This is a genomic window from Planctellipticum variicoloris, from assembly GCF_030622045.1.
GTDB lineage: Bacteria > Planctomycetota > Planctomycetia > Planctomycetales > Planctomycetaceae > Planctellipticum > Planctellipticum variicoloris.
The window spans coordinates 6,260,102-6,286,255 of the sequence record NZ_CP130886.1 but is presented as its reverse complement, the minus strand read 5'-3'; the positions used below and the strand labels follow the sequence as shown (position 1 = coordinate 6,286,255).

The following is a 26,154-nucleotide window of genomic DNA, read 5'->3' as shown; positions in this document are numbered from 1 at the left end:
ATCGCCGCCGAATGCGGCATCCACGCCCCAACCCATGTCTGAGTCGGCACAGTCCGCCCGCGGCGGTTACGGGAGGCGTTTGACGCGGATGTTCTTGAAGTAGACGGTGCTGCCGGGGTCGTGGGCCTGGAGGGCGAAGGTCCCTTCGTCGACGACGCGGGTGAAGTCGTCGCCTGCCTTGGCGTCGGCCGGTTCGGTGTAGTCGATGACGACCTTGTCGTTGATCTTGGTGATGATGTGCTTGCCCTGGACGATAATCGTCTCGGTGTACCAGACGTCGTCTTTGACGTGAACGTCGAGGCAGTCCTTGACCGCGTAGAGACTGGCCGTCTTGCGGGGGTCTTTCTCGTACGAGTTGTTGACCTGGCACTCGAAGCCGTACTTCGGCCAGCCCTCGTCCTGGTACTTCGTGTGGAAGTAGATGCCGCCGTTGCTGTTCTTCTTCGTCAGCACGTCGACGCGGAGCTCGAAGTTCTTGAAGGGCTTGTCGTCGCCGACGTAGAAGAGGTGGCTGCGGTCGCCGTTGGCGCGGATGGCCCCGTCCTCGATCTTCCAGGCGTCGGGATTCTCGTTGATCTTCCAGCCCTTGAGGGTCTTTCCGTCAAACAGGCTGACGAATCCGGCCTCGGGGCCTTCGGCGGCAAAACCGACGGCGGCGGTGGCCACAGTTAACAGTGTGGCAAAACAGGTGCGCAGCATGGGCTCGGGGCCTTACACAGAGGAGGAGTTCCAGGATGCCGCCAGGACCGTCGCGCAGGCGGTGCTTTCCCAAGTTTCCTCCAAGTGTGTCCGACTCCCCGACGGGTGTAAATGGTCGCATCGGAATTCCGCGATGATCGGTCGCGAGGGGAACTTTTGTTCCGACCGGGCGACCGTTGGCGCGACGGAAACTCAAAACGATAACGACGCGACGGGCTGGTTTCGGCGTCTGAATCGCTCCGGCGAACTGGTACAGCCCCCCCAATGATGCCCGAGTGCCACATTTCCCGTTGCGGGGCCGCCACGGTCTTAACCCGCCGAATGTTGCCATTTTTACACCGTTTTCTGGCAAATCTGACGAGTTTGATGCCTTCGGAACCAGGCTTCGGTACCGCCGTGCATGCCCTTTGCCAGATCAATCGCCAAAATCGTGTCAACTGAACTTGAGATCACATTTCATTCGCACACTTGCCCCGCAAAGTTTCCGTGGCTTACCGTGTCTGCCGCGGAAGCCGTCAGAGGGACGGCCCAGTCCGCAAGCACAGCGTCACCACGGAGGGTGACCAGATCTCATGGAGGCACAGAATGACGAAGTACGGAACGCTGAGAATCGCGACGCTGGGGACGGTCTGCCTGCTGGCAGTCTCGGCACTCCGAGCCGAGGGCCCGCTCCAGATGGGCGTCGATTCTTTGCCGGCATCCGCTCTGGCTGCGATTGAAGCGGCCGCAGCGAAGCCGGACCCCGCTGCCGTGAAACCGCCTGCCGAGGCCAAGCCCGCTGCGAAGCCGGCCGATCCTCATGCTGCCCTGGTGCAGCACCCGACGATCCAGAAGCTCGTCCAATTGACGAACGCTCATCGTGCTCAGTACGGGCTGGCCCCGGTGCGGATCAACCCGCACATGTGCGCCAGTGCCCAGCAGCACGCCACCTGGATGGCCAGCACAGGCGTCTACACGCACAGCAATCTCCCTTACATGGAGATCATTTTCGCCGGACCCGGCTCCGCCGAGGCTGCGATCCAGGGCTGGATTTACTCCCCAGCTCATCACGGGATCATGCTCAGCGGCAGCGAAGTGGGCTTCGGCTACCAGAACTTCAATGGCACGCCGTACTGGGTGGGCGTGTTCCGCTAGAGGAGCTGTCCGGCGATGAACCGGAAGTCGTTGAAATGAGGAAGGTTGGTCGCTGAGGCGCATGCCGGTACACCGTTCATGGGGATGAGCGGAGGCAACTGGCTGGGGGCGCTGAGGCGATTCACCGTGCGCGTGGGTCGACTGATGCTGGCGAGGTTGTGGAAATCGTTCCGCGGCCTCGCCTTCATCGTTTTCTGACAGCCCGAAAAGAGACTAAGCTTCCAGTCGGACAGGCAGATCTCCTGTTTTGCGCACGACCGCGAGAGACTCGCTCCCCGTCGGTTCCCTGTGTGGTTGCGAGCGGGCGCCGCGTTCCCCAGCGTTTTCGAGACCGGAATGACGACCAACGACACCCTCCACGAAATCCTGTCCCGTTCCAGCCAGTTGCATCTGCTGGAAGCGGCGGCACACCTGCCGGCCGCGAGCCGGGCACAGTTCCTGGACGAGATCCGTTCCATCGACTGGGATCGCGTTGGCCGCCTGTTCACAGCATTGTCCACGGGAACCGGCGCCGGCGGAGAATCGCCGGTCGAGCTGGCCCGCCGGATTCAGCCCCCCGCCGAACTGGTGCGACTTCCCGAGGCGAGCGATGCGGCCGCGCTGGCGGACTGGCGACAAGCCCGCAGCGCCGGCGAAGAGCTGCTGAAATCCCGGCGCGTCGCCGCCATCGTCGTCGCGGGGGGGCAGGGGACCCGGCTCGGTTTCGATCATCCCAAGGGGATGTTTCCGGTCGGACCGCTCAGCCACAAGACTCTGTTTCAACTCTTCTGCGAGCAGATCCGGGCCCGCAGCCAGCGGGCGGGATACGACATTCCTTACGCCGTGATGACCAGCGACGCCACCCACGACGAGACTGTGGCGTACTTCAAGCAGCACCAGAACTTCGGGCTCGCCCCGGACCAGGTCCGTTTCTTCAAGCAGGGGAACATGCCCGCCGTCGAGACGGCCTCGGGGCAGGCGCTCATGTCCGAACCGGGACGCCTGGCGCTGAGCCCGGACGGTCACGGCGGCCTGCTGGCGGCCCTCGAAAGTTCCGGCCTGCTGGCAGAATGGGGCGAGCAGGGGATCGAAACGCTGTATTACCACCAGGTCGACAACGCGACGTCGATCCTCTGCGACCCGGCGTTTCTGGGCTGGCACGTGCTGCGCGAGTCGGAAGTCTCGACGAAAGTCGTCGCCAAGCGCTCGGCCGAAGAAAAGATGGGCGTGGCCGTTTCGATCGACGGCCGGACGCAGATCATCGAGTACAGCGACCTGCCGGCCGAGATTGCGGCCCAGGTTGACGAGGCCGGCAAGCTGCGGATCTGGGCCGGGAGCACGGCGATTCACGCTTTCCAGCGGGAGTTTCTGGAGCGTGTCGTGCGGGATGCCGACAGCCTGCCGTTTCACCTGGGCCACAAAGCGGTGCCCCACTGGCATCCGGAACAGGGGGCCACGACGCCTGCGAAGCCGAATGCCTACAAGTTCGAGCGATTCATCTTCGACGTGCTGCCGCTGGCTCAGCGGGCGCTGATCGTCGAGGCCGACCGGGTCGTCGAGTTCAATCCCGTCAAGAACCGCGAAGGATTCGATTCTCCCGAAACGGCCCGAGGCGCTCTGCAGGCGCTGCACCGCTCCTGGTTGCGCGCCGCAGGGGCGGAGGTGGCCGATGACGTTCCGGTCGAAATCAGCCCGCTGGCCGCGCTGGAGGCCGGCGACCTGCAGGGCCGGGGACTGGCGGGGAAGGTGATCCGGGAGCCGTTGTACTTGGGGGAGAGCGAGTAGCGAATAGCCGGAAAAGGGGCTTATCGCGGATCGCTTATCGCAGGAGGAGTGCGGAACCTGCCATTGCCAGGCTCTCGACTCTGGACTCTCGTCTCTCGACTGCTTTTCATTCGACATTCCGCCTTCGTCATTCGACATTTCCTACTCCCCCCGGCGTTCATCGTTGAATCTCCTGCCGAATCCGTCTAGATAGGAGCGGGTTGATCCGGCTGGAAGCCGTTTGAGTGGACCGAGCACGCCTGCGGGAGTCTTTGTGTCGATGACTGCACCTACCCTTCGCGCCGGCATGGTCGGCGTCGGCATGATCTTCGACGAAACCTACCGCCCCTTCTTCGAGCGGACGCACCGCGAAGGGCTGTTCGACCGCCGCTTCGGGGACGTCTCCGTCCCGCTCGTGGCGATGGCATCGAAGACCGGCAAACGGGCGGAAGCCTATCGCACGGCCGCGGGTGAAAAAGTCCATCCGTTTGTCAGCTTCAAGGGGGACGACTCGGTCGACCAGATGCTCGCCGCGGGGGTCGACTTCGCCTGCGTTGCCACGCCCGACAACCGCCACTTCGAGGCCTCAATGAAGGTGCTCGAAGCGGGCTGCCACCTGCTCGTCGAAAAGCCCTCGGTGCTGAAGTTGCAGGAGCTCGATTCCCTGATCGCGCTGGCGAAACGGAAGAACGTCCTTGCCAAGGCCGTCTATCACAAGCTGCTCGATCCCGATCACAAGAAGCTGCGGACCCTCGTTCACGACAATGTGCTGCAGCACGTCAATACCGGGTACTGCTCGCTGCTCGAACCGAAGTCAATCTCCGGCGGCCAGTTCGCCGAGTGGATCATCGGCCGCAACCCCGGCACCTACGTCGCGGTCCATTACATCAAGCTGATCGACTTCACGTTCGGCGGCCGCCTGAAGACGATCACCGCGACCGGCCAGCGCGGCCTCGTCGGTCCGAAGGACGGTCCCACCTGGGATACGAACCAGATGCGGATGATCTACGAATACGATGACGGCCGGGAAGCGGCGTTCGATATTCATACGTCGTGGGTTACGCCGGACAATTTCCCTGGCTACGTCGAGCAGGAAGTGCAGTTCCGCTTCGACAACGGCGTCTGGAACGGCCACAGCCGCAAGCGGGGCGTCGAGTGCACCGTCGAGGGGCTGACGCCGACGAAGATGAAGACCACCATGAACAACCACTACAACGGGACGTTCGTGGAACCGTGGGGCGAGAGATCGCAGCGCGGTTACGGGATCGAAGTCCTCGAACGCTTCGCCCGGGAGGCGGCGTTCGTCGAGTACGCCGGTCCGAAGGCGGAACGGGGGGAGCGGCTCGCGGCGATGCAGAAACTCGGGTACAACGACCTCGCAGCAGACCGTCAGACGGTCGCGGCGGTCCAGGCGCTGGAAGCGATCCTGGACCACCACGTGTCCGGCGAACCGGACTGCGTCGTGCGGGTGAATGACGTAAACGGCGGACTGGTGCTGTATCGGCCGGGGAAGGTTGAGCCCGTGGTGCTCTACGAGGGGACGGTCTGACGCATTGCGGTGGCGGTTTTCAAGCTGAGTCGGGTGGCCGGTGCTGGACCGAAGGGAAGCCCCGGTCTTCACAGAGTTGATCACGAACCGGGGCATCGCGAAGACGCTCCTGCCCCGGCCACCCGCCCTGATTGGTTAACGCCAATGAAATATCGTTCCGGGTGGCTGGGGTCGGCCGCTTTGGGCCGCCCCCAGCAATGTGACAAGAATCTGGGGACTCGAAGACTCGCCCCCAGCCACCCAGTTGGGAGTCGAACGTATGACCGACTCGCAGGGGCGCAGTCCGGGTGAAAGCGCCCCCTCGTGGATCGCGTGGTTTCCCAACTCCCTCACCGTCGCCCGGCTGCTGGCCGGGATGGCGTTTCCATTCGTGCCGAGCGACTGGTGGCTGGGATGGCTGCTGTTCGGCGGGATTACGGATCTGATTGACGGCTGGATCAGCCGGATGCTCCGGGTGACGTCGCTGTTCGGCCAGCTCCTCGATCCGGTCGCCGACAAGACGTTCGTCCTGGCGGCGGTCGGCACGTTCCTCTGGCACGGGCGCCTGACGTGGAGCGAACTGCTGCTGATCGCCGCGCGGGACATCGCCGTGCTGGGCCTGACGGCCCTGGTGCTGGTTCTCGACCGTTCGCGGCTGGGTCAGATGCGGCCGCGATTTTCGGGGAAAGTGGCCACGGCCGGGCAGTTCCTGTATCTGCTGGCGGCCGCCGCGTGGCCCGATCGCTCGCTCTCGGCCCTGATGTTCGTCGGGGGCCTGAGCCTGTATGCGGCGATCGACTACTCGGTGGTGGGAATGTGGTCGCTGGCGAAGTGGCGGGCGGAGAGGGCGTAGGGCCGGCCGCGCCCGGCCGATCGTGTCGCTAACACGTCAGTCCTTCGAAATGGGCTGTCACCAGTAGTCTTGTGTCGCCCCTGCTGAGATCGTTCGTTCGTCGCAGAATGTTGCGGAAAGACTCGATTTTTGAGTCGCCGCAATTGGCTTTCAATCAATAGGTAAATGTACGCAGAAATCACTCTGCCATTGCAGGCGCACACACATTTCCTGCATTGTCGTTCGATGGTGAGAGCCTCCCGGCGTCAATTCCTCAGATGCCGACGAGAGTCTCCAGATCGGCATCGTCCGTTCCGCCGTTCGGCGTCGCGGAAACCGTCAATTCGAAGGACTGGAACGTGAGTGACAATCCTCTTCCGCAGCTTGGGCAGTACGAACTGATCGGCGAACTGGGAACGGGAGGAATGGGAACGGTTTATAAAGCCCGCCATACCCGATTGAACAAGTTCGTTGCAGTCAAGCTGCTGCGGCCAGGCCGCCTGAACGATTCGCAAGCAGTGGACCGGTTCGAACGCGAAATGCGGGCCGTCGGCAAGCTGGATCATCCGAACATCGTGACTGCACTCGACGCCGGCGACGTTGACGGGACGCACTATCTCGTTATGGAACTGATTCAGGGAGTGGATCTGGCAACGCTCGCCAGGCGCGTTGGACAATTTCCAGTTCGCGAGGCATGCGAACTTGTGCGGCAGGCGGCGATCGGACTGCAGCACGTGTATGAGCACGGACTCGTGCATCGTGATATCAAGCCGTCCAATCTGATCCTCGCCGTACCGCAGAGCGGGGGAGCACCGACCGTAAAGATCCTCGATCTCGGGCTGGCGCTGCTCGACGATCCCCTCAGCAAGGGATCTGAAGAACTGACATCGACTGGTCAGATCGTCGGTACGGTCGACTATATGTCGCCGGAGCAGGTCAGCGATTCTCATACCGTCGACATTCGTGCCGATATCTATAGCCTTGGAGCAACACTTTATAAACTTCTCACCGGCCAGATTCCGGTCTCCGGGATTCAATTCGGCTCGACGATGAAGAAGCTCCTCGCGGTCGGCACTTACGTGCCGCCGCCTGCCGTAACGCTGAGAAGCGATTGCCCGCCGGCGCTTTCGGACCTCATTGATCGAATGCTTTCGAAATCCGCAGTTGACAGGCTGCAAATCCCCTTTGCCGTCGTGGAGGCACTCACGCCATTCGCCTCCGGAGCGGACCTGGCGATCCTGATGCCGCCCGCCGCCTCCGGAAGCAACGGTGTGTCGAGTGACGGCGATCGGGCAACGATTCTCAACTCGCTGAGTTCAACGGTCCTGGCGGAAACATCTCCCCCGGGCACGCTCCAAGGCGTCGTCGGAGGTATTGAACTGGCGAACCATGCGTCCGGCAAAGTTCGCCGGATTCGACGCTTGACGCTCGCGGCGGTCGGCGCCTTTGCAGTGCTGCTGATGGCACTGATTGCCGTTATTGGCGGAGAGGGACGTGTAATCGTCGAGGCCCCCGACGACCTGCCGCCGAATACACGGCTCGCGCTGGTCATCAATCGTAAACACCCTTCGGTCGACTGGAACGTCGGATCCGGCCAGAATGAGCGCTCCGTTCCAGCCGGGCGAGTTGATATCCGATTACCTGACGCAATTTCCGATCAGTTCGCGATTGACTCCCCTGCGGACCCGCTCGTCCGCAGGGGCGGAATGCTCCTGTTTCGCATCGTCCGTCGTCGGACGGAAGACGTCACCCTCGCATCTTCAACGACAGTCGGCGACTCCAGGCCGCCGGATTCCGCGGCAATCGCCTTCGACGAAGAGCGGAAGCTCGCCGAATGGGTCCAGTCGAAAGGAGGCTCTGGCATGGTTGAACCGGTTGACGGCTCCGGCAAGATCAGCTTCGGCGTCAGAGACTCGCTTCCGACCCGTCGATTCGTGATGCGAGAAATCGCACTCACGCAGTGCCGCGACGTTTTAAACGCCGATCTGGATCGATTATCCGCGGCCTCGCGGCTGGAGCGCCTGTCGCTCAGCGGTACCGGAATCGACTCTCTCGCCGCGGCCCGGATTACAAAGTTGTCGACGTTGCAGTGGCTCAATCTCGGCGAAACGAGTTTCAGAACCTCCGGGTTTTCCAGCGGTTCTGTTCTGCCGATCCTTGGATCGCTGGCGCTGAATCCTGGAATGATTGACGATCAATGGGGGTTTCTGCAGTACTTGCCGCGCGTCCGGCGAATCGAAGTCTGGGGCGAAGCAGTTCCGGGCCTCGAACCGCTGACCCGCTTTCCGCAGTTGCGAACCTTGCAACTGCCATTCTGCGATTCGGCCGACGCGGCGATTGTGCAAATCATCCAGTCGGCGAATCCGCACTTTAGACTCATCGTTGGTGATGGCGATCGGGCACGCACGATCGGCAACGATCCAGGAAAGTCTGCGGCGCTTCGTCTCCTGTCGATGGGTGTGGAACTCGGTGGATTCTACCTTGGAGGCAGACACGAGCCGATCACGATGGATGACCTTTCCGACGGGCGGCCAAGAAACATTTCGCAGATCACGATTCCCAAGGGTGTGACACTCAGCGCCGCCGACCGGGCGCTGCTCACCTGTTTTGCAGACACCGAGTCTTATTTTGTCGCGGTGGATGGAGTCGACTGCGATCCGCTGGCTGCAACTCTCGCCGACAACCAGTTGATGGTGACGCTGTCACTCGTCAATGGCGACCTGACCGATCATGGTCTGCTCCGCCTGAAATCTGCAATCGGGCTTCGTGCGTTGGATGTCCGAGGAACCCGCGTGACACAGGCGGGAATTGACGGATTTCGACGTCTGCAATCCGATTGCCTGCTGATCAGCGATTTCGGTGAGCTTCGGCCCGCATATGAGCACAATCAAACCTCGTCGGAAGCGGCCAGCAAGCGTGAATAAGGCGCAATTTCAGTCGATGAGACGTCTCAAAGAGGGGGCTGCCCTTTCCCTCGAAAGGGCTGTTGAATTCGAAACTAATCCAACGGGCGTTACGAAGTCTCTCCCGTCTCAACACCACGTCCGCAAGGAGCTCCCATGCCGCGTCTGCCTGTGCTGCTGACTGCTGTTGTGCTCGGGTGCGGTTGGACCGGCGCCGCCCTGGGGCAGGGGATCGAAATCTGGGCGATGGATTCCGACGGCACGAACGCCCGGAAAGTTGCCGCCATCGACGGCTATCCCACGATCAACTCGCCGGAGGTTTCCCCGGACGGCAAATGGATCGGCGTGGACGGCTGGAAGGACGGGCAGACCCTGAACCAGGCCCATCTGCTGTTTGTGCAGGTGGAGACGGGAACGGTGCGCGATCTGGGCTTCGGAATGATGCCCACGTGGTCGTCCGACGGAAAGTGGATTGCCTACACGCGGCAACAGGGGCAATCCGGCGTCTGCATTCGTCAGTTTGAGGGAATCGAAGCCCGGCTGATCGACGCCCAGGGCTGGGGGATTCAGGCCGCCCCCGTCGGATTCAAGACCGCCTACGCCAAAGGAGGGAACATTGTGATCTACGACTTCATTCGGGAGATCGGCTACGACGTGTTTCCGGACGGAAATTCGCCCTACGTCCGCATTCTGCACAACCTCAAGTGGTCTCCCGATGGAAAGCGAATCTGTTTCAAGGGAGTTCGCCTCAACGGCTCCGACGACATCGCAATTGTCTCGGCGACGGGGGGCAAACCCGACCTGCAGGTGCGCTGCAGCGGAGCGGGGTTCAACCCGGACATCGGCTGGTCGCCGGACGGAACGCGGATCACGATTCCCCGCGGCGCGACGGCGGCGCAGCCCGGAGCGATCTACGTGTTCGGGCCGGACGACGACGAAGTACCGACGCCGCTGAAGGGGCAGCCTGCCGATCGCCACAACTCCGGCACGTGCTGGTCCCGCGACGGCAAGACGCTCTACTTCGTGTCGTCGAAATAACCCCAGCCGAACCGGATGTCGTTCGGCACTCAGCTCCCAGACACCGGCTGCAGATTTCCCGCCGCGTCGAAGGCCATCGGTTCCGGGTCCGACACGATTTCCAGATCGGTTCGCTGACGCAGTTCCGGCAGGTACGCTTCGCTCACCAGCACTTCCGCCAGGTGCAGCGTGTCGGCGATCTGCACGACTTTCGCGTCGGGCGGCTCGACCAGGCCAACGGTCTGGAGGGCCGCGTCAATCGATTCGCGATCGGTGTCGAAGGCGATCGGCAGCATCGCCGCCGACGGATGGAGCCCCGTGATGCAGTTGATGCCCGTCTTCTTGCGATCGACCTGGGCGATCGTCCGCTCGTTCGTGAACTCGGCGATGCCGATCCCCGTCGCATTGCCGTGCGTCTCCTCGGTCAGGCCCCGCACGAAGATCCGCCGGACCCGGACGGTGTCCCGCTCCGTCGGCGCATGGTCGCTGAATTTCCTGCCGACCACGTTCGTATCCAGGCCCGTCCCGCTGATGTTCTTTCCGATCCGGTCGATGATCAGCAGGTCCGTTTCGACGAACGGCAGCCGCGGCAGCGACTCGACGGCGATCTTGAGCAGCTCCTGCTCCCGGTCGAAGAACTTCTCCGGCGGCACGGCCTCGATGAGCTTGGTTTCGTCGTAGGCGTTTTCGACGATTGCCACGCCCCCCGCGACCCGGCACTTCTTCAGCACCGATCCGCCGACCGCGGTGATGATCTCCATGAAGCTGTGGTCGAGAATGGCGCGGTGGTAGATCTTCGCCCCCTCGTGCTTCCCCAGCCCGATCAGCATCATCTTGTGCAGCCCGGATTCGATCGCGCCGACGAAGCCCGTATGCGGCTTCACCCGGTTGCAGACGAAGACGCGATCGGCCTCGGAGGCGTATTTGTCGAAGTGGACCGGCACGCCGTGCGGCGTGTGATCGACGATCACCGTCTCCATCGACGACTTGATCTCGCAGCCCATCCGTTCGGGGGTGACGCCGTAGCCCGCGAGAATGTCCCGCTGCCCTTCGGCCGTGCCGCCGCCGTGGCTGCCCATCGCCGGCACGATGAACGGCTTCGCTCCCAGCTCCTGCAGGTGGACGACGATCGCTTTGAGGATCACGTCGATATTGGCGATTCCCCGGCTGCCGGCGGTCAGGGCCACGGTCTGGCCGGGACGGATCCGGCCGGCGAGGTTCAGCGTCTCAAGCTGCCGGCGGGTTTCTCCCGGGATGTCTTCCACGCGGTCCGTGGGGAACTTCTGCCGGACGCGGATCATGCGGGGAAATGCAGCAGTCATGGCGGGCATCCTGGGCGGTCCGCCGGCAACGTCGGCGGGGCTCGAACTCACAAGCGGGAATTTCTGAGGAATTTTCGGATCCCGACCGGTCGGGATTGCGAACCTGTCGGATCTCCATGAGTCTATGCGTGGCGGGACTCGATCGTCGAGGGCTCGCGATCCCGGATGCAGGAGAGAACGCCGTACGCGTGTGAAGCATTATGGCCGAGCGACTGACCGACCTGGTGATTTCCAGCCGACTGACGATTCCCGCGGACGAGTTCCGCTGGAAGGCGGTGCGCAGTTCGGGACCGGGCGGTCAGAACGTGAACAAGGTCAACTCCCGGGTCGTGCTGGAATGGCCGGTGACCACTTCGCCGTCCCTCCCGGAACCGGTCCGGGAGCGGTTTCTGGCCCAGTTCGGGACGCGGGTCAGTTCCGAGGGAATCATCGCACTGGCCAGCGACGAATACCGCGACCAGCCCCGGAATTTGCAGGCCTGCCTCGACCGGCTGCAGTCGATGATTCGCGCCGTCCTGATTCCGCCCAAACCCCGCCGGGAAACGAAGCCCAGCCGGGCCTCGCAGCGCCGTCGCGTCGCCAGCAAACAGGCCCGCGGACAGGTCAAACAGGGCCGCAAACGCCCATCCGGCGACGAATAGGCTCCCGCTGATGCCTTTCACTCTCGTGAAACCGGCCGGCCATTTCTTATAATCCCGCGGTTCCAGCCTCGCGAACCGGACCGGGAGACTTGAGTCGTGACAGCCATCAGCACCGCCCCCGCCTCGGTCCTGCCGCTCCATCTCCGGACGCTGGCGGTCGATATCGGAGGCACCGGAACCAAGGCGCTGGTGCTGGATGACCAGGGGATCGCCATCAGCCCCCGCGAAAAACTTCCCACTCCGCGACCGGCGACGCCGCCGGCGGTGCTCGACGTCATCGCCGACCTGGCCTCGCGACAACCGCACTTCGACCGTGTTGCCGTCGGTTTTCCCGGGGTGGTCAAGCAGGGAGTCACGTTCACCGCGCCCAATCTCCACCCCGACTGGGCCGGCTTTCACCTCGAACGGGAACTTGCGGCCCGACTGGGCAAACCCGTCCGCGCCGCCAATGACGCCGACGTGCAGGGCTTCGGCGCGATTCACGGCGAAGGGCTCGAGATGGTTCTCACGCTCGGGACCGGCCTGGGCTCGGCCCAGTTTATCGACGGCATCCTGGTGCCGAATCTCGAACTGGCCCACCATCCGTTCTCGGAGAATCGCACGTACGAGCAGTGGCTTGGTCAGAAATCGCTCGACGCGCTCGGCGAAGAGCAATGGAAAGCCAAGCTCTACGAAGCCATCGAACTGATCCGCCGGATCTTCAACTTCAACATGTTGTACCTTGGGGGCGGAAATTCACGCCGGCTCAACGCGGAGGAATTGCCGCCGGACGTTCGGACGGTGCCGAACATCGCCGGCCTGCTCGGCGGCATCGCCCTCTGGTCCGACATGCACGGAACGTCGCTGGTTCGTGCGCCGCACTCCACCGGCGCCTACTGCGCGATCGGCAAATCGTCGTTGGTTGTTGTCGGCATCGAAACTGGCGGCTGAACACCCGGCGCCTTTCAGCCCCCCTTTCAAGACTGCGGAACGAGCTCCATGTACATTGCCGGATTCGATGAAATGTTTCGGGCGGTAGACGCTCGACGGTCGCAGGTCGGGGTCGTTGCCGCAGGCGGCGATGATCGGACCGTCCTCGAAGCCCTGTCGCAGGCGGCCCGCAGAGGCTGGATTCAACCGATCGTTACGGGCGATGAAGCGGCCATTCGCAAGCTGGCGGACGAGCTGCGGATCGACGTCTCCGAGTTTCGGATCATCGACAGCGATGAACCTGCGAAGGCCGCCGTTGCCGAGATTCGCGACGGTCGAGCCGCCCTGATGATGAAGGGGCAGATCTCCACGCCGGCGCTGATGAAAGCGGTGCTGCATCGCGACACCGGATTGCGGACCGATCGCGTGATCGGCCAGATTGTCCTGCTGGAGATCCCCCGCGATGACCGACGTCTGCTGCTGACCGACACCGGGATCACGATTCAGCCGACGCTCGACCAGAAGGCCGACCTCCTCCGCAGCCTGATCGAAACGGCTCGCCTGCTCAAAGACGAAGAGACGCCGGCGGATGCCGTCCCGCACGTGGCAGTCATGTCGGCCACCGAAAAACCGACCGACAGCATGCCGGACACGCTCGAAGCGGCCGAGTTGCAGAAACGCGGCGAGGCGGGCGAGTTTCCCGGCGGCATCGTGCAGGGGCCGCTGTCGTTCGACCTGGCCTACGCCCCCGAAGCCGGCGAAAAAAAGAAAATCGCCGGCCAGGTGGTCGGCGACGCGGACGCGATGCTCTTCCCGAATCTGCTCGCCGCCAACCTGACGGTCAAGGCGATCATGTACACCGCCGAATGCCGGTTCGGCGGCTACCTCTGCGGCACCAGCGCCCCCGTCGTTTTCATGTCCCGCGCCGACACCACCTCCACCCGCATGCACTCGCTGGCCTTCACGCTGCAGATGCTGCATGTGAGGGGGAGGGAATAGCGAACAGGGAGTCGCGAATCGCCGGAGAAGTGGGCTTATCGCTGTTCGCTGATCGCCAGAGGCGAGACTTCTGGCTCTCGCCTCTGGACTCTCGACTGCTCTTCGACATTCGGCATTTCTCTACGGTACGCTACTTCTGACTCTGCCGATGAACCTTGACACGGCCCCGGTCGGTTCCAACAATCACCGCGCACCGTCTCGCAAATCACGGCCGGCGCGCCGCGGGCGCGTCCGGAGTTGTTATTGGTCTGTCAGCAGGAAGGAATGTCAGCATGAGCGGCCCCATCGTCCGGACCGGCACCACGCCCAAATTCTGGGAAAACTTCGATCAGGCCTTCGGCAAAAAGAAGACCGCCGCGGCCCCGGCCAAAGCCGCCGCCAAGGTGACGAAGAAGGCCACCAAGAAGGCCGCCGCCAAGAAGGCGACGAAGAAGAAGTAGTCGCCGACCGGCACACCGCGACCATAGCGCCCACGCCTCTGCAGCCTCGCAGAGGCGTTTGTGCTTGAGGAGCCGGCCATGTCCGCAGCCCCAGACACACTGTCGCAGCCCCGGTTTGACCGGACTGCATGGCTCGTGCTGTGGGGGGGCTTGCTGGCGTACTCCCTGGCGGCGGCCCCCGTGCCGTACGTCAATGAGCCGCACTATCTCTGCAAGGCCCGGCACTTCTGGGATCCGACCTGGTGCCGGGGCGATCTGTTTCTGGAATCGTTCAACGCCCACGCGGTGTTCTACGAGCTGATGGGCTGGTGGACGACCTGGCTCCCGTTCGCGGTCGTCGCCTGGCTGGGGCGCGTCGTGGCTCTGGGATGGCTCGCGGCGGGGTTCGTCTCGGCCTTGCAGCCGATGGTCGGCAGCCGGACGCGGATCTGGCTGATCGTCGCCGGCTGGCTGGCGCTGCAGGCCTGCGGCAGCTTTTCGGGCGAATGGGTTGTGGGGGGGATTGAGGGGAAAGTCTTCGCCTACGCGGGACTCCTTTGTGCCTGGGGGGCGCTCTGCCGCGGTCGCCTGGTCATCGCCGGGCTCTGGACCGGAATCGCGATGGCCTTTCATCCGGTCGTCGGCGGCTGGGGGCTCCTCGCCGCACTGGGAGCAATCCTCGTCGCGCGACTGACCGGCAGTCGACTCCTGCCACAATCAGCCGACGTCTCCTGGCTTCGAACTCTGACGGCCGCCGGCCTCCTGGTGATCGCGGCCTTGCCCGGGCTGGTCCCTGCCCTCCGAATGCTCGGCCAGCCCGTTGCGACAAACGTCCGTTTTGCAGGAACCTACCTGCAGGTCTATCACCGGCTGGGACATCATCTCGACCCGATGCTCTTTCCGTGGAACGGTTACGCATGTTACGGGCTGCTGCTGGGACTGCTGCTGATTCTGGGCTGGCGGCAGCGTTCGCAGCCGCTGCTCCGGGCGATCTGCCTGGTCACGCTCTGCGCAGTTGCGTTTGCACTGGCGGGAGTCGCAATCGGATACGGCTCCCGTCCGCCGCAGCAGATGCCCTGGTATGAGTCTCGCATGCATCTGCTGAAGTTCTATCCCTTCCGACTCGCCGACGCCTTGCTGCCGCTGGCGGTCTGCGTGCTGGTCGTCCAGCACATCAAAGCCGGCCCGCGGCTCCTGGGGAGTCTGGCGGGGCTGTTGCTGATCGCCGCGCTGGCTCGCGGCGGGAGTCTCGCGGCCGAGTACCGGCTGGCGAAGGAGCAGAACCCCGACTGGATCGCCGGCTGCCATTGGCTGCGCGACCATGCTCCGGCAGATTCGCTGGTCATGACTCCGCATGATTCGTGGTCGTTCAAGTGGTACGCCGGTTTGCCGGAATACGTGAACTTCAAGGACTGCCCGCAGGACGCGGCGGGGATCGTGGAATGGAATCGCCGGCTGCTGTTTCAGCAGAAGTGGTTCCAGGAGCATTACGCCGACCAGTTCTACTCGACGACCGAGCTGCGAGATCTGTCGCAGAAAACCGGGACGGCTTACCTGATCACAGACCACCTCGGACCGATGGAGCCCACGCCAGTCTTCGAACAGGGCGCCATTCGCATCTATGACCTGCGAGCGCCGGCCGCCGCGCAGTCGCCAGCTTCGCCGCGCTGAACCACAGCGCTGGTTCTCTGCCGGCCGAATGGTGATAGACATCGGCCCTGAAAGGGTTTACAACAAGGGGTGGCCTGATTTGCCTGCCCGAGTCTCCCGCCCGACGTTCCCTGCCGCTCCGAAAGACCGCCGATGCGCCACTGGGTTGCCCCGATTCTGTTCCTCCTGTCCGCCGTTCCCGCCGCCGGGAAGGATATCGACTTTGCGCACGAAGTCGTACCCGTCCTGCGGGAGTATTGCGGCAAGTGTCACACCGGGGATCAGAAAAAGGGGGGGCTGTCGTTTAACACCCGCGAATCATCCCTGGTCGGGGGAGAATCCGGCCCCGCGCTGACCGCGAACCGGAGCGCGGCAAGCGAGCTGGTGCTGCGAGTCCTCGCGACGGACGATTCCCGCATGCCGCCGGAGGGACCGCGCGTCCCCGCCGCGAAGATTGAGATCCTGAAACGCTGGATCGACGAAGGAGCAACGTGGGAGCAGGGCTTCAGCTTCGGCGAGCGGCCCTACGAGCCGCAGCTGAAGCCCCGCCGGCCCGAGCTGCCGCCGGTCGTCGACGGACGGGCCAATCCGGTCGATCGGATCATCGACGCGTATCTGGCGGAGAAGAAACGCCCCCGCCCGCAACCGATCGACGACGCCACCTTCGCCCGCCGGGCCTGGCTGGATCTGATCGGCCTCCTTCCGACGCCCGAAAACCTCCAGGCCTTCCTCGACGATCCCTCGCCCGACAAGCGGACGCGACTGGTCCGCGAACTGCTCGCCCGCGACGTCGACTACGCCGAGCACTGGCTGACCTTCTGGAACGACCTGCTCCGGAACGACTACACCGGCACAGGATTTATCACCGGCGGCCGGAAGCAGATCTCGAAGTGGCTCTACCTGGCCCTGGTCACGAACAAACCGTACGACCAGTTCGCCCGCGAACTGATTGCGCCGACGCCGGAGAACTCCGGGTACATCGACGGCATCCGCTGGCGCGGCGACGTCAGCGCGGGACAGACCGTCGAAATCCAGTTCGCGCAGAGCGTCGGACAGTCGTTCCTGGGGATCAACCTCAAGTGCGCCTCCTGCCACGACAGCTTCATCGACCGCTGGACGCTCGAAGAGTCGTTCGGCCTGGCCGCGATCTACTCGACCCGGCCGCTGGAGATTCACCGCTGCGACAAGCCAGTCGGCAAAACCGCTCAGGCGGCGTGGCTCTTTCCGGAACTGGGCCAGGTCAACGCCGCAGCGCCGCAGCCCGAACGGCTGCAGCAGCTCGCGGCCCTGATGACTCATCCCGAGAATGGCCGGTTCCAGCGGACCATCGTCAACCGCCTGTGGCACCGTCTGATGGGCCGGGGGATCGTACATCCGGTGGACGCGATGCAGTCGCCCCCCTGGAACGCCGATCTCCTCGACGAACTGGCCGCCCAACTGGTCGATCATGGATTCGACCTGAAAGAGGTCCTCGCCCTGATCGCCACATCACAGGCCTACCAGAGCCAGACGCAGGTCGTCGCCGAAGGAATCGACGACCACGGCTACGTCTACGCCGGCCCCCGCGCGAAGCGCCTGACCGCCGAGCAGTTCATGGATACCGTCTGGCAACTCACCGGCGCCGCCCCGACGCGGTACGACGCCCCGGTCCTCCGCGGCAAACCCGATCCGGCCGCCGAGAACACAGCCCCGACCGGGAAATGGATCTGGTCGCGGGCGGAAGCGGGTGACGCTCCCGCGGGAGAGACGATCGCCTTCCGGAAGAAATTCGACCTGCCCGCCGCCCCCACCTTCGGCCTGGCGGTGGCGACATGCGACAACAGCTACACGCTGTTCGTGAACGGCCAGCGGGCCGGCGCCGGCGAAAACTGGGAGGCCCCCGACGCCATCCTGCTGACGCCGCACTTGAAGGCGGGACCGAACGAATTCCTGATCGTCGCCAAGAACGGCGGCGCCAGTCCCAACCCGGCGGGTCTGTTCTGCGAAGCCCGCCTCAAGCTGGCCGACGGTTCCCCGGTGACCATTGCGACCGCCAACGACTGGGAATGGACGGCGACGCAGCCCGAGCGGAACGGCCGGTACAAGTCCGAGCCGACCGACTGGCAGCCAGCAGCCCCGGTCGCACATCCGGAAGTCTGGGCCAACCGGCTGCAGGAGACGCTGGCGGCGACCTTGAGTCAGGGATCCACGAGCGCAGGACTGATGGTCCGGGCCTCGCTGGTGAAAAGCGACTTCCTGATGCGCTCCCTCGGTCGACCGAATCGGGACCAGATCGTCAGCGTCCGCCCCGAACAGCTCACGACGCTCGAAGCGATGGATCTCTCCAACGGACAGGTGCTGGCTGAAGCGCTCCACCGTGGAGCCGGGAACATTCTCGCCCGCAACCCGACGACTCCGGCCGACTGCGTGCGGGACCTGTATCGCTTCGCTCTCAGCCGGAATCCCACGCCCGACGAATCCTCGGCCCTGCAGGCCGCCCTGGGAAATCCACTGACCGAGGCCGGCCTGGAAGATGTCCTGTGGGCCATCGTGATGCTCCCTGAGTTCCAGCTCGTGCGATAATTCAGAAGAAGATTTCACCGCGGAGACTCTGAGGACGCTGAGAAGAGTTCAGAGAGAAGACGTCTGAGAAAGATAGAGAGATTCAGCGAGAATGACTGCCATGACCGAATTCGAACTCGATCCCGCGCTCCCCGAATCCGTCGCCCGCCGCCGGTTCCTGCAGCAGCTCATGCTGGGGAGCGCCGCGGCGCTGATGGCCAATGAGCCCCGGCGGCTGCTGGCCGCCCCCAATGGCGACGTGATCATCCAGCCCAAGGCGAAGGCCGACTCCTGCATCCTGCTCTGGATGGGGGGCGGGATGGCGGCGCCGGATACGTTCGACCCCAAGAAGTACGTCCCCTTCGAGCCGGGCGTCCCCGTGGCGAAGGTCGAGAGCACCTTCCCGGCGATCGACACCGTCGTCGATCACATCAAGATCACGCAGGGGCTGGAGCACATCGCACAGATCATGGACCGGGGAACGCTGGTCCGCTCGCACGTGCTGCCCGACCTGGGGAGCATCCTGCATTCCCGGCACCAGTATCACTGGCACACCGGGTACGTCCCGCCGCAAACCGTCGCCTGCCCGCACATCGGCGCGTGGATGGCTCGGGTGCTGGGACCGCTCAATCCGGTCATCCCGCCGTTCATCAACATCGGCCAGCGGCTCGAAGGGGTCGGCGAACAGGAAGAACTGAAGGCCTTCACGACCGCCGGCTTCTTCGGCAGTGAATTCGGCCCGATGAACCTGCCCTACCCCGAAGAGGCTGCAGCGTCGGTCCGCCCGCCGAAGGGCATGCAGCCCGGACGCTTCGGCGACCGCTACAAGCTCTATCGCCAGTTGATCGACCAGACCCCGCAGCGGGAGTACCTCAGCGATTACCAGCAGGAGTCGCTGGTCCGCTCGATGGAAAATGCCCATCGCCTGCTCAGCTCGAAGGAGCGGGCGGCGTTTGATATCTCGCTGGAGCCGAAGGAGAGCTACGACAAGTACGACACCGGCCGCTTCGGCCGGGGCTGCCTGCTGGCCCGCCGCCTGGTGGAAAACGGCGCCCGCTACGTCGAGGTGACGACCGAGTACGTCCCGTTCCTGCACTGGGATACCCATGCCAACGGGCACACGACGCTCAAGCGGATGAAAGAAGAAATCGACCGGCCGATCGCCCAGCTCATCCTCGACCTGGAGTCCCGCGGGCTGCTCGACCGGACGCTGGTCATCCTGGCCAGCGAGTTCAGCCGGGACATGATCATGGAAGGCCGGCCCGGCTCCAACGCCAACGATCAGGCGACGGAGAAAGTCGACGTGCTGCAGGAGCTGAAACACTACGGCCAGCACCGGCACTTCACCGGGGGCGCGTCAATCATGCTCTGGGGGGGCGGCGTGAAGAAGGGGCATCTGTACGGCGAATCGGCCCCCGAGCGACCCTTCCTGGCCGTCAAAGATCCGCTGACGGTCACTGACTTGCACGCGTCCATCTTCACGGCGATGGGGATCAGCCCGAAGACGGTGTTCGACGTCGAAAAGCGGCCGTTCTATGCGACGGAAGACGGACTGGGGCAACCGGCGATGGGATTGTTTGCGTAGAAGGACATCGGGTGGCCGGGGCTGGACCGAAGGGAAGCCCCGGACTTCAACTCTCCGGGGCATCGCGAAGACGCTCCTGCCCCGGCCACCCAATCTGACAGAGCATGAGACTGGAGCGAGCGTGTTGCGAGCCTGGCTGATCCTCGTTTTGTTCTGCAGCCCCGCCGTCGCCGTCCGCGCTGACGAACCGCTCTCGTTCAGCCGGGACATTCAGCCGATTCTCTCCGACAACTGCTTCGGCTGTCACGGCCCCGACGAGCACTCCCGCAAGGGAGACCTGCGGCTCGACACCCGCGACGGGGCGCTCGCCGCCCTCGCTCCCGGCAAACCGGGTGAGAGCGAACTGCTGAACCGGATCACGTCGACCGACCCCGACCTCGTGATGCCGCCGGCGAAGTCGAAGAAGCCGCTGACCGCGGAGCAGATCGACAAGCTCCGCCGCTGGATTGCGGCCGAGGCGCCGTGGGGCAAGCACTGGTCATTTGAAGTTCCCATTCGGCCGAACGTGCCGAAACTGGCCGAGCATCCGGTCGATGCGTTCGTCCGAGCGCGTCTGGCAAAGGAAGGATTGTCGCCTTCGCCACGGGCGACGAAGGAGAAACTGCTCCGCCGGCTGTCGTTCGACCTGACGGGCCTGCCGCCGTCACCCGAAGAGGTCGCGGCGTTCGTGGCCGATGGCTCACCCGAAGCCTGGGAACGTCAGGTTGACCGGCTGCTGGCCAGCGAGCACTTCGGCGAGCGGATGGCGATGTGGTGGCTGGATGCCGCCCGGTATGCGGATACAGACGGCTTCCAGGGAGACGCGACGCGGACCAACTGGCCCTGGCGGGACTGGGTCGTCGACGCGTTCAATCGCAATCAGCCGTTCGACCAGTTCACAATCGAGCAGTTCGCCGGGGACCTGCTCCCCGACGCCACCCCCGAGCAGCAGCTCGCCACCACCTTCCACCGGCATCACATGACCAATGGGGAAGGTGGCCGCGATCCCGAGGAATCGCGGATCGATTACGTCATCGACCGGGTCAGCACCACCGGCACGGTCTGGCTGGGACTGACGCTCGGCTGCTGCCAGTGCCACTCGCACAAGTTCGATCCCGTCTCGCAGGCCGAGTTCTACAGTCTGTTTGCCTTCTTCAACAGCATCGACGAAGACGGCAAGGCGAGCACCGCCGCCAAGCCGTACCTGGCCTATCAGTCTCCACGGGCCCAGCGAGCGGTGTCGGAAGCCCAGTGGCTCGTCGACGAGCGTTCGCCGCGCGAAGCGGCGGCCAAACTGGCGGCGGAAGCTCCATTTGCCGAATGGCTGCAACAGCGAGCCACGGAGTCACAAGGCGGGCGCCAGTCATGGTCCGTGCTGAAAGCATCGCTCCTCGAAACTTCCGAAGGAACCCGCCTCCAGCAGACTGACGATGGCTCCGTGCTGGCCGACGGACCGAACCCGATCCAGGACGACTATCGCTTCGTGACGACGCCGAAGCTGCCGCGGATCACGGGCCTGCGGCTGGAGGTGCTGCCCGATCCCGCCTTCACCGAGAGGGGCTACTCCCGCGGCAAGACCGGCCACTTCATCCTGACCGACGTCAAACTCCAGGTCCGTCGCCGGAGCAGTTCCCAGATCCGCGACATTCTGCTGGCCAATGCGGTCGCCGATGTGCAGGGAGATCCGAAGAAGCTCGAAGGCTATGGCGAAGTCCGGCACGTCCTCGACGACGACCCCCGCAATGGCTGGACGACGCAGGGCGAGGAAGGGTTTCATCCGCACACCGCCGTCTTCGCATTGGCCGAACCGCTGGTCCTCGCAGAGGACGAAGAGGTGGTGTTCGAACTGCGCCAGCGCTCCACGCGCGGCGACGCCAACATCGGCCGATTCCGCCTGTCCGCCTGCAGCGAAGCCGGCCCGGCCGTGCGAAGTGTCGAAGCCACGCCGCTCGAACAACTCGCCGCCGCATTGAAGGTGGAAGCGGATCTCAGCAAGCTCGACGAGAAGCTGCGTCAGCGGCTGTTCGACGAGTTTCTTTCCGACCACGAACCTTACCTTGTCGAACGGGCTTCCCTGGAGCGGGCGCAGGCGCAACTGAAAGAAGTCCAGCAGGCGGCGGGCAAGATCAACGTCATGGTCTTGAGCGAGCGCAAAGAGCCGCGCGAAACGCACGTCCTCGTCCGCGGCGTCTGGGACAAGAAGGGTGAAGTCGTCGAGCAGGGCGTCCCCGCGGCGATCGCTCCCTGGCCGACCGACGAGCCCCGCACTCGCCTGGGACTGGCGAAGTGGCTCGTCGCCCGCGACAACCCGCTGACTGCGCGGGTCGTCGTCAATCAGCTCTGGCAGCTCGCCTTCGGCGCGGGGCTGGTCCGGACGCCCGAAGACTTCGGCCTGCAGGGGGAAGCCCCGACGCATCCCGAACTGCTCGACTGGCTCGCGGTCGAATTCCTGGAGAGCGGCTGGAACGTCAAGCACGTGCTGAAGCTGATCGTCACCAGCGAAACGTACCGGCAGCAGTCCGACGTCTCCCAGGCCCTGCTCGCCCGTGATCCGGAGAACCGACTGCTCGCCCGCGGAGCGCGCTTCCGGCTGCCGGCCTGGATGATCCGCGACGCCGGGCTGAAGGCGTCGGGGCTGCTCAACCCGGCAATTGGCGGCCCCTCCGTCCGGCCCTGGCAGCCCGATGGCGTCTGGGAGGAGATGTTCATGGGCCGGTTCCATTACGAACCGAGCGAAGGAGCGGCCCAGTACCGCCGGACGCTGTACGCCTTCTGGCGGCGGGCCGTCGGACCGACGTTCCTGTTCGACTCCGCCCAGCGCCGCGTCTGCGAAGTCCGCACCAATCGCACCAATACTCCGCTGCAGGCCCTCACGCTGCTCAACGACGTCAATTCCCTCGAAGCCGCCCGCGCTCTGGCTGATCGCGCGCAGACAATCGCTGTCACCAGCGAACGTCTGCGGGACCTCTTCCGACGCATCCTGTCGCGCTCGCCGGATGACCGCGAACTGCAAGTTCTCATTCGCGAACATGAGAGAGCCCTCGCCTACTACCGCGAACATCCCGCCGACGCGGTCAAACTGCTGGCCGTCGGCCAGGCCGAACTCGTGGCAGCGGGCGCAGCCCCCGCAGCGGCTGCGGCGATGGTCGCAGCCAGCCTGATCCTGAATCTCGACGAAACCATCACGCACGAGTGACCGAGTGCCATGACGGATCCCGATCCCCTTGCCATCGACATCGCCCGACGGGCCTTCCTCAGCCGCTCCGCCGGCCTGGGCCTCGGCGCCATCGCCCTCAACTCGCTCCTCTCGCAGGCTCAGGCGGAAACGACGTCGCCGTGGCAGTTCGCCCCGCGCGCCCGCCGGGTGATCTTCCTCACGCAATCGGGCGGTCCCTCGCAGCTCGAACTGTACGACCACAAGCCGGGGCTCGAAGAGTGGGCGGGGATCGAGCTCCCCGATTCGGTCCGGATGGGACAGCGGTTGACCGGGATGACGGCCAACCAGAAGCAGCTCGTCATGCCGTCGCGCACAAAATTCTCCCGCTGGGGGGAGAGCGGGGCGACGGTCAGCGAGTGGCTGCCCCACATCGGTTCGGTCGCCGACAACCTCTGCTTCATCAAGTCGATGCGGACCGACCAGATCAACCACGCCCCCGCCATGACCAAGTTTCTCACCGGGCATCAGCTCGCCGGCCGGCCGAGCGTCGGCGGCTGGGTCAGCTATGGCCTCGGCACCGAGAATCAGAACTTTCCGGACTTCATCGTTTTGATCTCGCGGATGCAGCGGCCCAGCGACCAGCCCCTCTACGACCATTACTGGGGGAGCGGGTTCCTCCCCTCCAGCTTCCAGGGAGTCAAGCTCCGCAACTCGCGCGATCCGGTCCTGTATCTCCGCGACCCCGACGGCCTGCCGCGATCGCTCCGCAGGAATATGCTCGACGGATTGGGGGAACTCAACCAGCATCATCTGGAGACCGCCGGCGATCCCGAGATCACCACCCGCATCCGGCAATACGAGATGGCCTATCGGATGCAGACCAGCATCCCCGAACTGACCGATCTCAGCGACGAGTCGGAAGAGACCTTCGAACTCTACGGCCCCGATTCCCGCCGGGCGGGGAGCTACGCCGCCAACTGTATCCTGGCCCGCCGGCTGGTGGAGCGCGGCGTGCGGTTTATCCAGCTCTTTCATCCCGACTGGGACCACCACAGCCGGCTGCCGTCGTGGTGCACGGCCCGCTGCCGCGACACCGACCAGGCCTCAGCCGCCCTGGTGCAGGATCTCAAACGCCGGGGACTGCTCGATGACACGCTGGTCGTCTGGGGGGGCGAGTTCGGCCGGGGGGTCGCCGGTCAGGGAGACTGGAAGAGCCCGGAGGCGGGCCGGGACCACCACCCGCGCTGCTTCACGGTCTGGCTGGCCGGCGGCGGCGTGAAGCCGGGGATCACGTGGGGGAAGACGGACGACTTCAGCTACAACGTGGCGGAGAACCCGGTGGAAGTGCACGACCTGCACGCCACCATCCTGCACCTCCTCGGCCTCGACCACGCCCGCTTCACCTACCGCTTCCAGGGCCTGGATTTCCGGCTGACAGGCGTGGAAGAGCACAGCCCCGTGCACGAGATTCTGGCGTAGGACACGCTCCCGCGTGCCGCGAATGTATCCCGATTAACTCGTTTAACTCGTTAACTCGTTCCCAGGCTCCGCCTGGGAACGCACTCTTGGGACGCTCCGCGTCCTCTTCTTCCCCTCCTTACCCACCACCTCTTCGCCCTCTCCTCCCCATCCACCATCCACGACCCACCAACCACTTCTTATGTGAATTCCGCGCAACAAACGCGCTATTTATGACGGGGACATAGGAGCATGCGCGTCGGCGGGCAACCGTCGGCGTTCCGGACGATTCCCGTCAAACCGGGCCTGATCAGGGCCCAGCGACGGGGTTTCCGCCAGGAAACCCCGAGGGGCGCACCCCGTGTGCGCACAGCCTCGACGTCGAGCTTTTCCCCGTTCACCCGGCCGCAAGACCGGCGAACCTGATCAAGTAACTGAAGCGCCGGGACTTCTACCGGCGCAACATCACCGCCAGACGGACTCCGGCGGGACGGCCGTAAAACCGCCGACCCGCCGGAGCCGATCGCGGTACGTACGTAGGATGGACGTCCTCGTCCGTCCTACCTTCGCCATCCCAACCAGCCAGCGTTCAACGTTCCGGGTGGCCCCGATTGCTCGTCCGCGGGCTATCGGGGCGGCGCAGCCGTGGGAAGTTCGGAGCCTATCAACATTCGCCTACTTGGAGATGCTACGATCTAAACCTCTCCTCGAAAAACAAGGCTCTTCATCGCCGTGGAGAAGTCCTTACTTGAGTCCGAATTGAATAGCGTGAACGTAGACGGAGCCTGAAGGATCCGTCGTAAAGTGTCGGCGAGGAATCCTCGCAGCTTCTTGAATGATCCCTTGAGATCATCTTTTTCAGGATTGACCGAGGTTCCATGAGCAATCTTCGATCGCAGGTCGTACAGTGACTTCATTGCGTCGTAGGTTTCCACGCGTTGGTCGGGAGTGCCAGCTAAGAAGAAGGCGCTCCTCTCAGAAACCTGGTGTGTGATCTCCGATTTGGCACCGCTGGAAAACACCGCCTCCATAGCCATCATCATGCCGAGAAAGCGAATTGATTGATCGATGTCGCAACGAATTGCTTGATGGTAATACTTCAAAGCCGTAAAGAGGCGTCCACTTCGCCGTGTCGCAAACACCTCTTGAACTCGCGGATACAGCAGATTGACTTGCCCAGCGACCTCCGCATTCCAGGCCAGAGTTGCGTCCGACGAAATGTAAGGGAAATCTATGCACCGAAACGAATGACAAATCCTGTTTTGATCTAAGACTGCGATCAGGCCGGCATACGGCATCGGAAAGTGCGGGTCGACAATCAGTGACGCGAGAAGATAATTCTCAATTCGGCGCTTCGCTTCCGCTTCGGAAGATTTCGGCCCGTCGAAATTCAGTTCGTTTGGTCCTTCAAATTCAATGTTCAGAGTTGTCCCGCTCAGCGCGCTTTTCCGGAAATCCGAGAAGCGAGGATCGATAATCTGAAGATCCAGATTATCGTCTGGTCGGTCGAGTACCGAAGGCAATTGATCAAAGAAGATATCGTCAGTGAGTTCAGTTCGCTCACTCAATTGCGGTAATTTCGAGGGGCGGAGGAAGAAGTAGGCGAGGCGCTTCGTCACTAGCCTTCGATTTGACTGC

18 protein-coding genes are annotated in these 26,154 nt (G+C 63.8%); 15 read left to right on the top strand and 3 right to left on the bottom strand.

The genetic code is table 11. The features are described 5' to 3' along the window. Nucleotides 1–66: 66 nt before the first annotated feature. A complete protein-coding gene (locus tag SH412_RS24580; RefSeq protein ID WP_336520679.1) occupies nucleotides 67–699 on the bottom strand; it encodes a 3-keto-disaccharide hydrolase in 633 nt (210 codons plus the stop codon). 585 nt (nucleotides 700–1,284) lie between these two features. Here SH412_RS24580 and SH412_RS24575 point away from each other — a divergent pair. The 6 genes from SH412_RS24575 (at nucleotide 1,285) to SH412_RS24550 (ending at nucleotide 9,877) form a co-directional block, all read left to right on the top strand. Continuing rightward, nucleotides 1,285–1,833 (top strand): CAP domain-containing protein, encoded by a 549-nt coding sequence (locus SH412_RS24575; RefSeq protein WP_336520678.1) that lies wholly within the window; start codon nucleotides 1,285–1,287, stop codon nucleotides 1,831–1,833. Nucleotides 1,834–2,169: 336 nt separating this feature from the next. Further along, entirely contained in the window at nucleotides 2,170–3,597 is a 1,428-nt protein-coding gene (locus SH412_RS24570) for a UDPGP type 1 family protein (RefSeq protein WP_336520677.1), read from the top strand. A 259-nt stretch (nucleotides 3,598–3,856) separates the two neighbouring features. Next, nucleotides 3,857–5,125 (top strand): Gfo/Idh/MocA family protein, encoded by a 1,269-nt coding sequence (locus SH412_RS24565; protein WP_336520676.1) that lies wholly within the window; start codon nucleotides 3,857–3,859, stop codon nucleotides 5,123–5,125. A 259-nt stretch (nucleotides 5,126–5,384) separates the two neighbouring features. Beyond that, a complete protein-coding gene (locus SH412_RS24560) occupies nucleotides 5,385–5,957 on the top strand; it encodes a CDP-alcohol phosphatidyltransferase family protein (RefSeq protein WP_336520675.1) in 573 nt (190 codons plus the stop codon). A 338-nt stretch (nucleotides 5,958–6,295) separates the two neighbouring features. Beyond that, on the top strand, nucleotides 6,296–8,860 hold the full coding sequence (locus tag SH412_RS24555; protein WP_336520674.1) for a serine/threonine protein kinase: 2,565 nt from the start codon (nucleotides 6,296–6,298) through the stop codon (nucleotides 8,858–8,860). Between the two features lie 135 nt (nucleotides 8,861–8,995). Next, complete coding sequence (locus SH412_RS24550; RefSeq protein ID WP_336520673.1) at nucleotides 8,996–9,877, top strand: TolB family protein; 882 nt, start codon at nucleotides 8,996–8,998, stop codon at nucleotides 9,875–9,877. A 29-nt stretch (nucleotides 9,878–9,906) separates the two neighbouring features. Here SH412_RS24550 and SH412_RS24545 read toward each other — a convergent pair whose 3' ends face one another. Beyond that, nucleotides 9,907–11,178: a nickel pincer cofactor-dependent isomerase, group 22 gene (locus SH412_RS24545; protein ID WP_336520672.1), complete on the bottom strand. Its 1,272-nt coding sequence runs from the start codon at nucleotides 11,176–11,178 to the stop codon at nucleotides 9,907–9,909. Nucleotides 11,179–11,378: 200 nt separating this feature from the next. On the opposite strand from SH412_RS24545, the gene arfB reads away from it, so the two are divergent. From arfB to SH412_RS24500, 9 genes are all read left to right on the top strand, one after another. After that, nucleotides 11,379–11,819 (top strand): alternative ribosome rescue aminoacyl-tRNA hydrolase ArfB, encoded by a 441-nt coding sequence (arfB, locus tag SH412_RS24540; RefSeq protein WP_336520671.1) that lies wholly within the window; start codon nucleotides 11,379–11,381, stop codon nucleotides 11,817–11,819. 96 nt (nucleotides 11,820–11,915) lie between these two features. Then, nucleotides 11,916–12,749, top strand: a complete 834-nt coding sequence (locus SH412_RS24535; RefSeq protein WP_336520670.1) for an ROK family protein — start codon at nucleotides 11,916–11,918, stop codon at nucleotides 12,747–12,749. Nucleotides 12,750–12,797: 48 nt separating this feature from the next. Further along, the gene (locus tag SH412_RS24530; protein WP_336520669.1) at nucleotides 12,798–13,727 is read left to right on the top strand and encodes a phosphate acyltransferase; all 930 of its coding nucleotides are present in this window, start codon (nucleotides 12,798–12,800) and stop codon (nucleotides 13,725–13,727) included. A 272-nt stretch (nucleotides 13,728–13,999) separates the two neighbouring features. Next, nucleotides 14,000–14,167, top strand: coding sequence for an RNA polymerase subunit sigma (locus SH412_RS24525; protein WP_336520668.1), 168 nt, complete (start codon nucleotides 14,000–14,002; stop codon nucleotides 14,165–14,167). Nucleotides 14,168–14,245: 78 nt separating this feature from the next. After that, a complete protein-coding gene (locus SH412_RS24520; RefSeq protein ID WP_336520667.1) occupies nucleotides 14,246–15,817 on the top strand; it encodes a DUF6798 domain-containing protein in 1,572 nt (523 codons plus the stop codon). Between the two features lie 132 nt (nucleotides 15,818–15,949). Continuing rightward, nucleotides 15,950–18,358: a DUF1549 domain-containing protein gene (locus SH412_RS24515; RefSeq protein WP_336520666.1), complete on the top strand. Its 2,409-nt coding sequence runs from the start codon at nucleotides 15,950–15,952 to the stop codon at nucleotides 18,356–18,358. A 100-nt stretch (nucleotides 18,359–18,458) separates the two neighbouring features. Further along, entirely contained in the window at nucleotides 18,459–19,922 is a 1,464-nt protein-coding gene (locus SH412_RS24510; protein ID WP_336520665.1) for a DUF1501 domain-containing protein, read from the top strand. A 121-nt stretch (nucleotides 19,923–20,043) separates the two neighbouring features. Continuing rightward, the gene (locus tag SH412_RS24505) at nucleotides 20,044–23,097 is read left to right on the top strand and encodes a PSD1 and planctomycete cytochrome C domain-containing protein (protein WP_336520664.1); all 3,054 of its coding nucleotides are present in this window, start codon (nucleotides 20,044–20,046) and stop codon (nucleotides 23,095–23,097) included. A gap of 9 nt (nucleotides 23,098–23,106) precedes the next feature. Further along, nucleotides 23,107–24,537: a DUF1501 domain-containing protein gene (locus tag SH412_RS24500; RefSeq protein WP_336520663.1), complete on the top strand. Its 1,431-nt coding sequence runs from the start codon at nucleotides 23,107–23,109 to the stop codon at nucleotides 24,535–24,537. A gap of 674 nt (nucleotides 24,538–25,211) precedes the next feature. Here SH412_RS24500 and SH412_RS24495 read toward each other — a convergent pair. Further along, nucleotides 25,212–26,135 carry a hypothetical protein gene (locus SH412_RS24495; protein ID WP_336520662.1) on the bottom strand — a complete coding sequence of 308 codons (924 nt, stop codon included), beginning with the start codon at nucleotides 26,133–26,135 and terminating at the stop codon, nucleotides 25,212–25,214. Nucleotides 26,136–26,154 lie beyond the last annotated feature (19 nt).